At 49.3% G+C, this 13,278-nt stretch carries 12 protein-coding genes; 2 read left to right on the plus strand and 10 right to left on the minus strand.

Going from position 1 to position 13,278, the window contains the following annotated elements; translation table 11 throughout:
• The first annotated feature begins 56 nt into the window (after positions 1-56).
• Together HWQ67_RS04710 and HWQ67_RS04715 are read left to right on the plus strand one after the other, a co-directional pair.
• Positions 57-1,466: a virulence factor SrfC family protein gene (locus HWQ67_RS04710; RefSeq protein WP_218251494.1), complete on the plus strand. Its 1,410-nt coding sequence runs from the start codon at positions 57-59 to the stop codon at positions 1,464-1,466.
• Between the two features lie 14 nt (positions 1,467-1,480).
• Entirely contained in the window at positions 1,481-2,953 is a 1,473-nt protein-coding gene (locus HWQ67_RS04715) for an FAD-dependent oxidoreductase (protein WP_218251495.1), read from the plus strand.
• Between the two features lie 307 nt (positions 2,954-3,260).
• On the opposite strand, the gene HWQ67_RS04725 is transcribed toward HWQ67_RS04715, so the two are convergent.
• The 10 genes from HWQ67_RS04725 to HWQ67_RS04770 all read right to left on the minus strand — a co-directional run bounded on the left by HWQ67_RS04725 (position 3,261) and on the right by HWQ67_RS04770 (position 12,952).
• The gene (locus HWQ67_RS04725) at positions 3,261-3,659 is read right to left on the minus strand and encodes a transporter substrate-binding domain-containing protein (RefSeq protein WP_218251497.1); all 399 of its coding nucleotides are present in this window, start codon (positions 3,657-3,659) and stop codon (positions 3,261-3,263) included.
• Positions 3,660-4,006: 347 nt separating this feature from the next.
• On the minus strand, positions 4,007-4,912 hold the full coding sequence (gene ftsY, locus HWQ67_RS04730; RefSeq protein ID WP_218251498.1) for a signal recognition particle-docking protein FtsY: 906 nt from the start codon (positions 4,910-4,912) through the stop codon (positions 4,007-4,009).
• Between the two features lie 13 nt (positions 4,913-4,925).
• Positions 4,926-5,603 carry a SurA N-terminal domain-containing protein gene (locus HWQ67_RS04735; RefSeq protein WP_218251499.1) on the minus strand — a complete coding sequence of 226 codons (678 nt, stop codon included), beginning with the start codon at positions 5,601-5,603 and terminating at the stop codon, positions 4,926-4,928.
• Positions 5,604-5,622: 19 nt separating this feature from the next.
• Positions 5,623-5,880: an RNA chaperone Hfq gene (gene hfq / locus HWQ67_RS04740; protein ID WP_218251500.1), complete on the minus strand. Its 258-nt coding sequence runs from the start codon at positions 5,878-5,880 to the stop codon at positions 5,623-5,625.
• A gap of 44 nt (positions 5,881-5,924) precedes the next feature.
• Positions 5,925-7,082, minus strand: a complete 1,158-nt coding sequence (gene miaA / locus HWQ67_RS04745; protein WP_218251501.1) for a tRNA (adenosine(37)-N6)-dimethylallyltransferase MiaA — start codon at positions 7,080-7,082, stop codon at positions 5,925-5,927.
• Between the two features lie 40 nt (positions 7,083-7,122).
• Complete coding sequence (locus HWQ67_RS04750; RefSeq protein ID WP_218251502.1) at positions 7,123-7,677, minus strand: hypothetical protein; 555 nt, start codon at positions 7,675-7,677, stop codon at positions 7,123-7,125.
• A gap of 283 nt (positions 7,678-7,960) precedes the next feature.
• Positions 7,961-8,812 carry a dihydropteroate synthase gene (folP, locus tag HWQ67_RS04755; protein ID WP_218251503.1) on the minus strand — a complete coding sequence of 284 codons (852 nt, stop codon included), beginning with the start codon at positions 8,810-8,812 and terminating at the stop codon, positions 7,961-7,963.
• A gap of 191 nt (positions 8,813-9,003) precedes the next feature.
• Positions 9,004-10,815, minus strand: coding sequence for an ATP-dependent zinc metalloprotease FtsH (ftsH, locus tag HWQ67_RS04760; protein ID WP_218251504.1), 1,812 nt, complete (start codon positions 10,813-10,815; stop codon positions 9,004-9,006).
• Between the two features lie 320 nt (positions 10,816-11,135).
• Positions 11,136-12,674 carry a hypothetical protein gene (locus HWQ67_RS04765; RefSeq protein WP_218251505.1) on the minus strand — a complete coding sequence of 513 codons (1,539 nt, stop codon included), beginning with the start codon at positions 12,672-12,674 and terminating at the stop codon, positions 11,136-11,138.
• 32 nt (positions 12,675-12,706) lie between these two features.
• On the minus strand, positions 12,707-12,952 hold the full coding sequence (locus HWQ67_RS04770) for a hypothetical protein (RefSeq protein WP_040335478.1): 246 nt from the start codon (positions 12,950-12,952) through the stop codon (positions 12,707-12,709).
• Between the last annotated feature and the right edge of the window lie 326 nt (positions 12,953-13,278).

Below are 13,278 nucleotides of genomic sequence, written 5' to 3' on the forward strand. Positions count from 1 at the left end.
GGAATGACAAACTTGGAAAAAGCCTGTAACTGTCATTCCTGCGAAAGCAGGAATCCATGCCTTTAAACCATGAAATTAATTTTACCATGCTTTTTAAAGAGGATACAAATATGCTAGTAAAAAATAATGAGATGCTTCATAAGGAGAAAGAAGACATATACAGATCAGGTTTGAGGAGCAGTATATATCAACAAATAGATGATACTGGTACGAAGGTAAATGGGGAGAATTATTATACGCATGTGGTATGTAATGAATTGTACGCAGCATATTTTACAACTAAGCATAAAGACAGACTAACGATAATAGATATTTTAAGAGGTTCTGGAAGTAGAAGTTACTGTTTTAATGAAGAGACATTTAAACTGCTAAAGGATTTCAGAATATCGAGTAAGATAATACATGAGTTGATGTTACTAGAGCGTGACAAAGAGTTAAGTGAAGATGAGATAAACAAGACATTGGATAGTTTATGCAATGTTAAAATAGGCAAGACAACGAGAGTAAGGATATTAGAGTCAGCAGCAATAGCCTCTTATAGAAAAGAAACAGGAGAAGAGTTAGTAAAGATACTGGTATGTGATGACGCTCCTCAATTTAAGTTGATAACAGATAAGATAGCATTATGCTGGATACACGAGGGTAGACATTATAAGAAGTTAGCGCCTGTAATGCCCCATAATAGGCAAGCATTAGACACGTTTTTAAAAGAGTATTGGGGATATTATAAGAAGTTGTTAAAATATAAGGATGAAGCGACAGAGAATATGGCAATGGAGTTAGATAAAGAATTTGATAGATTGTTTGCCACACGAACAGGATATAATGATTTGGATAATAGAATAAGAAAAACACAAGCAAAGAAAAATGAGTTACTAACAGTATTGGAATATCATGGTGTACCATTGCATAACAATAATTCTGAGTTACAAGAAAGAGCGCAAGTCAGGTTTCTGGATGTCAGTTTACAGAGCAAGACAGAAGAAGGGGCAAGAGCAAAAGATGCTTTTTTGACAAAGGATATCCTTCTGCTTATATATCATGAAATAGAAACCAGCAGCAGGAGGGTTGATTTAAAGAAACAAATAGTCGAAATAACAAAACCAATAATGGAACATGCTTCCTTGCAAAATGTATACGAACTACAGGCAGCTATTTCATCCAGGATCATAAATCGTTTTGTCAATACAATAGGATGGGATAGTGTAAGTGTCGATAAACGTCCTGTATGTGCATATGATGGGAATAGTCCAAAGTCTATATTCACCGAAACTGGTGTGAAGTCTCCCTACAAAGGTGATATCCGCTTAGACATAGCATTTCCGGGAGACAGCTTTTTCATACAATGGGTGAAAAGTCTTCAGGGGGCATTTAAGGCCAATGTCGAGCATACATATGGAACAGGGATACCGAATGAAGAAGCAAACAGGAAAATCGGCGAAAACATACAAAAAATAAAGGTATAAGGGAGAATTATCTTATGATTGACAGGCGTACATTTTTGAAGGCACTGGGGGTAGTGACGGCGGGGTTGTATGCCTCGAATGTTTCGATCATTTATGCCTCTGACGTGATTATTAGTGATTGGAGTGATGGCGATTGCGAGGATGTTCATCGTATAGGCAAGGATAAATTTGAAACCCCTGATGCCTCAATAAAAAAGGACGTTGTAATTATCGGTGGTGGATTAAGTGGGTTAACGATGGCATATTACCTGCGAGATGACGACTTCATGCTGCTTGAAAAGGACTCCGACCCCGGGGGAAATGCCAAAAAAGGGAAGTATGGAGATACCGTATATGCTACCGGCTCGGCCTATCTGGTGGATGTAGAGAGGTATTATGGCAAATTGTACTCGGAACTTGGCCTTGAACTAAAACCTATACCCAATCCCGTCGATACCGCTAAACATGAGGGACGCTGGGTTGATCTTGAAGACGGCCCGATGAAAAACCACGTCAAGAGACTCAAGAAACACATGAAAAAACTCCTTGACGGTGAGGACTTCCCCTCTATCCCAATTGAAGATGCAAAGCCAAACACCCTGAGATTAGACAAGGTCAGCTTTTATGACTATCTCAAAGGCTTACACTATCCGGAGGACTATATGGCGTACATCGATGCCTACTGTTACTCGGCCCTTGGAGGCAGTATCAGGGAGATATCCGCCTATGCCGGTGTTAATTTCTATTCCGAAATAGCCGGCAACATATATGCCTTCCCGGGAGGTAATGCCTATGTCGTTGACAGACTCATCGAAAAAATTGGCACTGAACGCATCAAGACCAAGACCACTGTATATAGCGTAAAACAGAAGGGAAGCAAGGTGTTGACCTCTTTTATGGAGGACGGGTTGTCTCATACTGTTGAGAGTAAGGCTGTTGTCATGTGCGTGCCGTATTTCTTTGCACCGAAAATTGTGGATGGTATCACAGGGAAACAGAAGAAGGATATGGAGTCACTCAGGTATGGGGCATATCTGGTGGCCAACCTGTGTTTTGATCGGCGTGTGTTCTCCGGTGGGTACGATAACTGTATGCCCGATAACAGCGCATTTACCGACTTTATAGATGCCGCTTATGTGGCGAATACAAAAAAGGAACAATCCGTCATTACGGTGTATGCCCCATACAAAAACCCCTCCAACGGTAGAAAGGCACTACGTGAGGGTGATCGCAATTCCATAGCCAAAGATATTCGTGCAGGCATTGCAAAGGCCTTTGATTTTCCTCCTGAGAGCCTGAAGGAAATTAGACTGACACGCTATGGCCACCAACTGCTGACCTCAGAGGTTGGCATTGTCCACAAGTTACGTGGAATCAAAAAGTCTGTCGGCAGCAATATAGTCTTTGCCCATTCAGACGGTCAGGCCATGGCAGCCGTCGAATCGGCAGTCACCGAAGCCAGACGTGCAATGGATAAGGTAAAACGCATAATTAAACAGACCAAATAACTTTTTCGGGGATCAAATCACTCGGGGCTCAAGTCACAATGACGAAGAGCCACGAAAAAACCAACAGAGTAAGGCAAATCCACACGTTTCTATACAACCGTCCACGCTGCTCCTGCCTTACCTCCATGACCATTTCTCTGCCCTACCTGGCAGGCATAATGAGCACGTCTTTGGGACGTATAAGATTCTTATTCACTATGTTTGACTTGTTAATGTTCCAAATCGTCTCCCATTTGGAAACATCTCCTAATTCATTTTTTGCAATCTTCATAAGAGTATCGCCGCTTTTGACTGTATAAGTATGTTGTCATTTTGCTGGTTTTTTCACATCCTTTGATTCATAAGAAAGATATTTCCTGGCAAGCTTTCTATAATCGCAGTCATCATTGTCTATACAGTCTGAATCCATGATCTTATGCAGTGCATCGTTAATCGCTACTAACATTTGGTTATTTTTCCACAAAACACCTATAGCGTATGTTAATGAATTGAGGTTAAATTGGACTATCTTTGTCGTTTTAGCATGTTTTTTAATCTCGGTGGTAGCAAAGGGAGAATCATAAATAAGGGCGTCTACTTCGTTTCTTTCAACTGCTTCAAAATATCCTGCATCGGCACCGAAACGTTTCGGGCTGGCGACAGGGTTCGAAGCCTGTTGTTTATTTTCCGGTTTCTGGTCCGGTTTATTACAAAACTGAAGTAACATAACAATTAATAATACGCCGATTTATATTTCATGGTAACTATATCTTTACGCATCCTGGATTCCTGGTCAAGTCAGGAATGACACACTTGAAAAACGCCTGTAACTGTCATTTCTGCGAAAGCAGGAATCCATGCCTATTTTAAATACGGGGTCAAGGGGACTTCTTCGTGCCTGGGGCGGCTCGCCCCTCCCCTTGCATGGGGTTCTGAAGGGGGCCAGGAGCGCATTGAGCCGGGGGACGCTGACCCCTCCTGGAGCGACAAAGAAGCAGAGCCGCCCCTTTCTTTCTTGTGCTACCATGAAATATAAAGAAGATACGTTTTTTTTGGTGCAAAAATTTCTGTATCTTAGTCACACAGCGCCGATACGAACTCCGCGGGGATGAAGTCGCGGAAGTCATCGATACCCTCGCCAACTCCGATCAGCCTTATGGGGATGTTTAACTCCTTTTTGATGGCCAGGACAATGCCGCCCTTTGCCGTACCATCGAGCTTGGTAAGGGCTATGCCGGTGACGCCGACGGCCTCGTTAAAAATGCGGGCCTGATGCAGGGCGTTCTGACCCGTTGTGGCATCCACCACCAGGAGGGTCTCATGCGGAGCGCCGGGGATGGCCTTGCCAATGACCTTTTTGATTTTCTTGAGCTCATCCATCAGCGGACTTTTGGTGTGCAACCTGCCTGCCGTATCGACGATGCACAGGTCGATGCCTCTTGCCTTGGCTGCCTCGATGGCGTCAAAGGCCACGGCGGCGGGGTCGGAGCCACCCTGATGCTTGACTATCTGAGCACCGGCACGCCTTGACCAGATGTCCAACTGCTCTATGGCAGCGGCCCTGAACGTGTCCGACGCCGCAAGGATCACCGAGTGGCCCTGGTGAATCGAGCGATGTGCCAGCTTGCCTATCGTTGTCGTCTTGCCAACGCCGTTGACTCCCACGCACAATACCACAAAGGGTCTCTCCTGGTAGAGCACAAAGGGTTGGGGCAGACCCAGGATGTCCAACATACTGCGCCTGAGGATGTCCTTAACGTCTTCGTAGCGCTTGAGGTTACCAGACCGGTAGCTGCTCAGGAGGGTTTCTACTATCTCCGTGGTTGCGTTTATGCCGATATCGGAGGACAGGAGCGTCTCCTCAAACTCCTCAATTGTGGCCTCGTCTATCTTTCTGGATGAAAACAGTACCTCAACGTCTGTAAAGAGCGCCTCTTTGGTCTTCTTAAGACCCGACTTTAATGTATCTACAAATCCCATCAGCTTAATTTTTCTACGTTATAAGTTCGGAACGTATCTTGATGGGAACGGTCTTTTTTAAGCCCTCTATGTACGCCTTTAACACCTTGGACTTTGCCTCTTGCTCCTTTGATTGCCGGATGGATTGCATTATCTGTTCGTTGTCTTTGAACTTCTCCTGTAACTCAGGCGGGATACTGACCTGTGCAGTGGCGGCAAGTTCAATGAATCTCTTCGTTTTATCAACCAGTAGTTCTTCCCGTCTCCTGCTTTCATAGTAACCGGCAGTCATCTGGTTTGCTTGCAGGATTCTCAAGTATATCTCCTTATTGAATGCGCCGTCCTTGGAAAAATTCGGCTCAGAGGTGATCGCCCTGGTCAACTCATCCAACGAAATGCTCAGGTTGAAACGCTTGGCTGCCAACAGGAGCAGTTCGCTTTCAACGAGGAAATCCAACGCCTGCTGTTTGATGTTCATCTTTTTTTCCATTTCGGCATTAAAGCCGTCCTTGAACGTATTTGCGTAGTTATTTCTCATGCCCTCGTATGTCTTCCAGTACACCTCGGGATATACCTTTTTATCGCCAATCTCAATCAGCGCAATGGCGCTCTTTTGATCCGTTGGGCCGATGTAGAAGAATATAAACGAAATGATTATCAGGAAGAAGAAGATATAGAAATACTTGGCCCGTCTTTGCATGAATTTTAGCATAGTTGTTACTCCCTTTCTCTCAAGATTTTTCCGTAGTGGTTTCGGTTGCGGGTTCGAGTTTAAAGACCATATCATCATCGGGGATGATGGATGAGACGGCATGCTTGTATATCAGTTGCAGTCGTGCGTCCTTCATCAGGATAACGAAGTTGTCAAAGGCCTTTATCGAGCCTTTCAGTCGTACTCCGTTGGTCAGATACATCGTCACGGGGGTCTTTTCCTTTCTCAACTGGTTCAGAAAGGCGTCCTGCAGGTTAAAGCTCTTGGTTGCTGTCATCTTAATCTCACTCCTTAAAATCTTTTATCTATATATACGATATATTATTTGCAGTTTTTATTCAAGATGTGTTTTATTTTTTCAAAGATATCCTGACTGTTACTGATGCCGCTGATGTCAATCCAGGTAATGTTGTCTTCGGCATTGAACCATGTAAACTGGCGTTTGGCGTATCTTTTTGTGGCTTTTTTTATTTCTCCGACGGCCATATCGAGGGTCATCTCACCACGGAAGCAGGCCAGTAGCTCCTTGTATCCGATGGCCTGAAGGGGGGTACGTGCAAGTGCAAGCTGCGCCAACGCCCTGACCTCCTGCAGCAGTCCACTACGGAGCATTTCATCCACCCGATGCTGGATCATTGCATATAGCTCCTGTCGGTTGCGGGTCAGTCCGAGCTTGATAAACCTGTGTGGCAATGGCCTTGTACTGGTGTGTTGGATAGCCGACATGGGGCTTCCGGTCTTGAGGAACACCTCCACGGCACGCACGATGCGTCTTGTGTCGTGCGGATCGATGCGCCCGCAGGAAACCGGGTCAATACGTCGGAGGTATCTCATCAACCAGCCCGGCCTTTTAGACTCAATTGCCGTGAGTCTGTCTCTGAGTTGCCAATCGGCCTGGGGGGCATCGACCAGTCCACGGGTCATCGCCCGGAGGTACAGCCCCGTGCCACCGACAACAAGCGGGATGCGGCTACGTTTATGCAGGTCGTCGATGACGCTCACCGCATCGCTGAGATACCTGCCCGTGCTGTAGTCCTCCCAAGGTTCCACAACGTCTATCATGTGATGTTTGACCGCACGTTGTTGTTCTGCGTCAGGTTTAGCCGTGCCTATGTCCATGCCCTTGTAGACCTGCATCGAATCGGCGCTGATTATTTCGGTGTCGAGGTACTGTGCCATCAATATGGCCACACTGCTTTTGCCCACACATGTTGGGCCAACCAACGCAACTACGGTATGCCGGGGGATTGCCTCTTCACTCTCCGGTAACAATCCGCTATTGCCCTTGACATGTCCGTCGGGGTGTTCTACAATAGAAGTAAGGGAAATGCTTTGGCCCGTGCGCCTCGCACCATCGACCTGAGTTGCCTTATCCGCAATGGGTGTCTTAGTAAGAGGGACCAACTGCTCAGGGCTGGTCGAAAGGGATGTGCTCCTTTCCCAAAGTAGCTTCTTTCTGACAAGGTTGCTGTTGTTCATAATAAAAAGGAGCCATCGCCGGCCTCAACGAAATTCACTGTCATTGCCATCTCTGCCCCTTGACAGGTTCATCGGGGTGTTCTACAATAAGAGTAAGGGAGCTGCTTTGGCCAATCCGCCCGGCATCATCCTTCAGAGCCTCAGCGGGGGTGGTGTCAATAATGGTGGGAGGCTGCTCTGGTCTTCCGGGAGAAGATGGTCGTGGGCTTCTCTGCCAAAGCAGTTCTTTATTGTTCAAATATTTACTGCCAAAAGTCCCTGCAGTTATCACAGTGTAATAATTACCATCTAAAGAAAGCGATAGGTCTATGGCAGCAGAACAAGGCAAACCGTTTGTCTTTACTAACAGCAACCTGGTGCCATTATCTCGTATCTGTGTAAAGTTTTTCGTTATATCTTCAACAAAGTCTCTGACACTCTTATAGCCGACTTTTCTAATCTCTTGCCCATGTCTCTGTTCTATGTGAATTTCACCGTAATTTTCATTGCCCCTTTGCAGTCTTATCGGAGCTGCCAGGCGCTTAATCTGCCCTGCCACTTCCTCATCAATGCATCCAAAGTCAAATGAGCCATCGCCGGCCTCAACGAAATTCATTGTCATTGCCGCCTCTGCCCCTTGACAGACTCGTCGGGATGTTCTACTCTAGGAGTAGGGGAACTGCTTTGGCCCGTGCGTCTAGCATCCTCCTCCAGAGGCTTTGCGGGGTAGGTGTATGCCGTGGTGGAAGGCGGCTCTGGCTTTCCAGGAGAAGATAGTTGCGGGATTCTCCCCCAAAGCAGTTCTTTGCTACTTATATATCTCCGGTTAAAGACTTCGGCAGTTGACACCCCATAGTAGTTCCCATCCGGAGCGGGCCTCAATCGTATTGCAGCCGCCCTTACAGTTGGGGACATCCCTGAGACCTGATGGCCTCAACTGCCCGTACAACCTGTACCATATCCCGGACATCATGCACCCTGACGACAGAGGCACCATTGTACACGCTAATGGCAACGGCGGCAGCACTACCCATAAGCCTATCATTAGGGGCGATTACGTTGGTGATATGTCCCACGAAGGCCTTGCGTGACGGCCCTACCAGGATCGGATGTCCGATGTCCTTGAATCGACCGAGGTTATTGATAAGGCTTAGGTTATGCTCCAGGGTCTTGCCAAAACCCAGGCCGGGGTCTATGATGATCCGTGATGCTGCGATGCCGGCACGTTGGGCTGCGTCGCTGCGTTGCCGCAGATAAGCGCAAACCTCCTCCACGACATCTCCATAGACGGGGTTGAGTTGCATGTCTTTTGGGGTGCCCTTGATATGCATCAGGACGATCCCTGCACCGCTTTGGGCAACCACAGCGGCCATCTCCGGGTCGAACTGCATGGCGCTGATGTCGTTGATGATACCGGCACCGGCACTTAGCGCCGCCTCGGCCACCACTGCCCTATACGTGTCCACCGATACGGGAACGTCTATTCTGCCGCTGAGGGCCTCAACAACAGGGAGCACACGCCTGAGTTCCTCCTCAACGTCAACGGCCTCGGAACCCGGACGGGTCGAAATCCCGCCCACATCGATGATGTCGGCACCCTCGCCAACCATATCAACCGCACGCTGCACTGCTCTGGTCTTATCAAGGAATCTGCCGCCATCGGAAAACGAGTCCGGCGTTACGTTTAGTATGCCCATGACGCAGACCCGGTTTGTGTTGCAGACCCGGTTGAGGTCAAAGATGGGATTCATTGGACAATATCACAGATTTATTTTTTACGGGGTCGAGGGGGCTGGCACCCTTGCAGGGGATTCTGAAGGGGGCCAGGAGCGCATTGAGCCGGGGGGCGCTGCCCCCTCCTGGAGCGACAAAGAAGCGGAGCCACCCCTTTCTTTTTTTGTATTGCATGCACTTTAAACGTTACACATCCTGCAGGGGAGGCCTAGGTGGCCTGGAGACCGTTGTGGTTTACTTCCTGGATGATTCTCTCAATTTCCGGGCCATCGATGGTCTCTTTTTCGAGCAGTCGTTTTGCCATGGCCTCCAGGATGTTATAGTTCTCCATCAGGATGGCCTTACTGCTTGCGTAGGCATCAATGACCAGGGACTTGACCTCATCGTCGATCTGTTCGGCGACCTTTTCGCTGTAGTCTTTGTGTTTGGCGATCTCGCGACCCAGGAAAATCTGTTCTTCCTTTTTGCCAAATGTCAGTGGGCCAAGGGAATCACTCATGCCCCATTCGGTGACCATTTTACGTGCCAGGTTGGTGGCCCGTTCGAGGTCGTTGCCGGCCCCGGTAGTCATGTGATTGAGGGCTATCTCCTCTGCCGCCCTGCCGCCCATCAGCACCTTTAAGGTCTTAAGGAGGTAGTCCTTGGAGTACGTATATCGGTCGTCAATGGGCAGTTGCTGTGTGACGCCCAACGCCCTGCCACGCGGTATTATCGTGACCTTATGCACGGGGTCGGTGCCCGGCGTGAGCTTTGCTACCAAGGCATGACCGGATTCGTGATAGGCCGTATTTTTCTTTTCTTCGTCGCTGATAATCATGCTCCTGCGCTCAACGCCCATAAGCACCTTATCCTTGGCCTTGTCGAAGTCATCCATATCGACGGTTTCCTTGGAAACACGTGCGGCTAACAGGGCTGCCTCGTTAACCAAGTTTGCCAAGTCTGCGCCCGTAAAGCCCGGCGTGCCTCTGGCGATAATGGCAAGGTTGACATCCACCGATACCGGGATGGCCTTTGTGTGAACGTTTAGGATAGCCTCACGTCCCTTTACGTCGGGGTGAGAGACCACGACCTGTCTGTCAAACCGCCCTGGTCTTAGCAGGGCAGGGTCGAGAACATCCGGTCTGTTGGTGGCCGCAATAACGATCCGGCCTTCCTTGCCCTCAAAGCCGTCCATCTCCACCAAGAGTTGGTTGAGGGTCTGTTCGCGTTCGTCGTGTCCGCCTCCGAGGCCGGCACCACGGTGTCTGCCGACGGCGTCTATTTCGTCTATAAATATTATGCACGGGGCATTTTTCTTGGCCTGGTCAAAGAGGTCTCTGACCCTCGATGCCCCAACGCCCACAAACATCTCCACGAAGTCCGAACCGGAGATCGAGTAAAACGGTACGTCGGCTTCCCCGGCAATTGCCCTGGCCAGCAGCGTCTTGCCCGTACCAGGCGGCCCCACCAGCAAGACCCCCTTGGGTATCCTGCCACCCAACCGGGTGAACTTCTGCGGGTCCTTCAGGAAGTCGATGATCTCCTGCACCTCCTCCTTGGCCTCCTCCACGCCGGCTACGTCCTTGAACGTCACCTTGTTGGTCTTGTCCGACACCAGCCGTGCCTTGGACTTGCCAAACGACATGGCCTTGTTGCCCCCAATCTGCATCTGTCTCATGAAGAATATCCAGATCAGCGCCAGGAATATTATCGGCCCCCACGAAAAGAAAAAGTTCACATACCACGGGTTGGGTGTTGGCGGCCTTACGGTGATCTTTACGCCCTTGGTGCGCAGCTCTTTTATCAGGTCGGGGTACTCGATGGCGTAGGTCTTAAAGGTCTTGCCGTCATTGAGCTTACCGCTTATTTCGTTTTCCTTTATGGTGATATCCACCACCTTGCCCTGTTCGATACTCTCGATGAAGTCTGAAAATATCATCTCCTCCTGTACCGGTTTCTGTATACTCAACAGGTTAAACAGAACAATCATCAGCCCACCAATCAGGAGCCATATAAATATGTTTTTGTAAGTGTTGTTCACTACAGTATTCTCATTAAAGAGTATAGCATATAATTAAATAATTTTCAAAATATTTTTATCCACTGACAAATAAATAAAATACTTGCCGTAAAAAATCCTGTGATGATATATATGGCACGTTTCAAAAACAAAGAAAGGGGCGGGCCCCCCTTTAGCCCCCCGCAAGGGGAGGGGCGAGGCGCCCCGGCCACAAAGAAGCCCCCTTGACCCCATAATGCTTAACCTTCTACCATCACAGAAATATTTACAGTAACAAAAACTTTATGTGAAAAAAACTTCACATGGAGTCTGCAACGTAGCCTGTAATGTCGGGACGAATATCATTCGGCCTTGATCACCCATGCGTCACTACCGCTGTAGCCTGGGTACTGCAGCAGTGTCAGGGTTGGGTAGGCGGCGTTGATAAGCCTTGAGACGTCAAACGTTGAACGCTGGGCGATGAGCAGGTGTGACCTGTGCCTGCGTTGGGCGATTTCGGCGATCCTGGTGATGTCTGAGGGGTTATCGAGGGGGTCAACGTAGAGGACGATCTGCTGCTTGCTGCCGTACAGCGCAAAGAGACAGTAGATGCCCCAGTCCGGGATGACATAGACGTACCTGGCGGCGATGTCGTCCTGCCGCAGGTAATCCAGCACCCTGACCTTGCTCCAGTCATCGTGCCAGTGTGGCGTGGTCTGTAGCACCTTGCCGGCAATACCGATGTTGAGCACGGCGACGATCAGCACCAGGGAGAGCGCCAACGCCCTCCTGTGCCTGTAGATGTACTCAACCGACAAGGCAAGCGCCAACAACAAAAAAGGAAACGCCATAACATAGTGGTGCCCTCTCCATGAGTGGGGTGAGAGATTGACAAGGTACAGGCAGAGTACAAACGCACCCAATCCGGCTGCCAACAGGGCATTTCGCCTTGTGCCGATATCGCGGGCCGCATAGACCTGCCCCATAACAAAGATCGCCGCAAACGATACCCACAGTAATGCCGTCAACGTGGTGGCCGTGTCTCTGACGTCGTATATGCTGTTGGCAAACCGGGCGAAATCCACCATGCTTGGAATGAGGTTCTTCTTGAGATGATACAATTGACTGGTAAAATCCAGCGGGGAGACGCTGTTGAGCCTGAGCAGGTCGTTATAGTATCGGCAGCCGTACCTCGTCTCTGCCGTCATCAGGATAAGGGTCGGCGCTGCCGCAACGACTGCGGCGATGAGGAGCGACTTGAGTATATTCAGCCTCTCAGCCCTGTCGCCGGAATCGAAGAGAGGCTTGAGCAAAAAAAACGCAACGATAAGCGTTGCCGGTATGAAGTTGACAAAGAAGGGCTTCTGCTCTATGCACACAAACATGACAAGCCCTGCCAGGGCGCCCCTTGAGGGACTCGGTGGGCGGGATGACAGGTACAACATGACAAACATCAGCGCCATCTGATAGAGCACCGGCCCCCTGTCCGTAATGCACTGAAACACAACCGGAAAACTAAACAGCACGATAAGCCCGCTCAACCACAAGGGCAACTTCACCAACCGATGAATCACAAAGGTGATCACCAGCAAGGCAAATATCCCCATCACACGCGCCGAAAGATAGTATGGCCAGAGCAGGTACATGGGCAGGTAAAACAGCGATGGCGTAAATCCCACGTACAGGAAGGAACGCAGGGGCAGAAATTTGCCAAAAATCTTCAGGTCGTAGTACCCGTAGCATCCCTCACGAAAGACGTTCTCCGTGGCATTGGGGAAGAAGTAGCAACCAAGCTGATGGTACTGCAGGTACTCATCCATGTTTGGCGGCACCTTCGTGGCAAACAGAAAGATCGCCACCGACACAACGCCCACCAGCCACCACCGTTTAAACGCTGCCATCGTTATACCGCGCAGGTCGGATACGATTAAACCTATCCGTCCACCTTCTTGGCGCCCATCAGGCGTTGATACTTTTCGACCCCGACGCACTCCTTGGCAGCCGGACACCAGTTCAGACACGTTACCTTCATCTCCCTGGAGATCAACTTGCCACAATTGCCGCAATTGGTCTCCGTTTCGTCAGACCAGATTTCGTTATCGCCGCCACAGTAGACACACTTCAGATGCTCCGGAAAAGGGTTTCGTATCTCCTGACTACCAGGACAACTTTCTTTCATATAGCATACCTCTCTTTTTTTATTCTGTTTGGTTCGCCTGCTGACACCGTATCTATATTTTAGCAATAATCAACCAGAGAAGCCAACATGACTTTTTTGTAGATGGGGACAACTTAAAAATCCAGCCTGAGCAGGAAGGGGTCAAGGGGACTTCTTCGTGGCCGGGGCGGGTGCGACAATTGAGCCAGGGGCGGCTCGCCCCCCGCTGCGACAAGATTGCGCCTCGCCCCTCCCCTTGCGGGGGGGGCTGAAGGGGGCCAGGAGTGCATTGAGCCGGGGGGGCGCTGCCCCCTCCTGGAGCGACAAGAAGCGGAGCCGCCCCTTTC

The sequence above is a fragment of the Candidatus Magnetobacterium casense genome, from assembly GCF_019173545.1.
Classification (GTDB): Bacteria; Nitrospirota; Thermodesulfovibrionia; order Thermodesulfovibrionales; family Magnetobacteriaceae; genus Magnetobacterium; species Magnetobacterium cryptolimnobacter.

Bases quoted from the DNA above. Each gene is read 5' to 3' on its own strand.
- HWQ67_RS04710 (WP_218251494.1), top strand. From the start codon at position 57: ATGCCTTTAAACCATGAAATTAATTTTACCATGCTTTTTAAAGAGGAT.
- HWQ67_RS04715 (WP_218251495.1), top strand. From the start codon at position 1,481: ATGATTGACAGGCGTACATTTTTGAAGGCACTGGGGGTAGTGACGGCG.
- HWQ67_RS04725 (WP_218251497.1), bottom strand. From the start codon at position 3,659: ATGTTACTTCAGTTTTGTAATAAACCGGACCAGAAACCGGAAAATAAA.
- ftsY (WP_218251498.1), bottom strand. From the start codon at position 4,912: ATGGGATTTGTAGATACATTAAAGTCGGGTCTTAAGAAGACCAAAGAG.
- HWQ67_RS04735 (WP_218251499.1), bottom strand. From the start codon at position 5,603: ATGCTAAAATTCATGCAAAGACGGGCCAAGTATTTCTATATCTTCTTC.
- hfq (WP_218251500.1), bottom strand. From the start codon at position 5,880: ATGACAGCAACCAAGAGCTTTAACCTGCAGGACGCCTTTCTGAACCAG.
- miaA (WP_218251501.1), bottom strand. From the start codon at position 7,082: ATGAACAACAGCAACCTTGTCAGAAAGAAGCTACTTTGGGAAAGGAGC.
- HWQ67_RS04750 (WP_218251502.1), bottom strand. From the start codon at position 7,677: ATGAATTTCGTTGAGGCCGGCGATGGCTCATTTGACTTTGGATGCATT.
- folP (WP_218251503.1), bottom strand. From the start codon at position 8,812: ATGAATCCCATCTTTGACCTCAACCGGGTCTGCAACACAAACCGGGTC.
- HWQ67_RS04765 (WP_218251505.1), bottom strand. From the start codon at position 12,674: ATGGCAGCGTTTAAACGGTGGTGGCTGGTGGGCGTTGTGTCGGTGGCG.
- HWQ67_RS04770 (WP_040335478.1), bottom strand. From the start codon at position 12,952: ATGAAAGAAAGTTGTCCTGGTAGTCAGGAGATACGAAACCCTTTTCCG.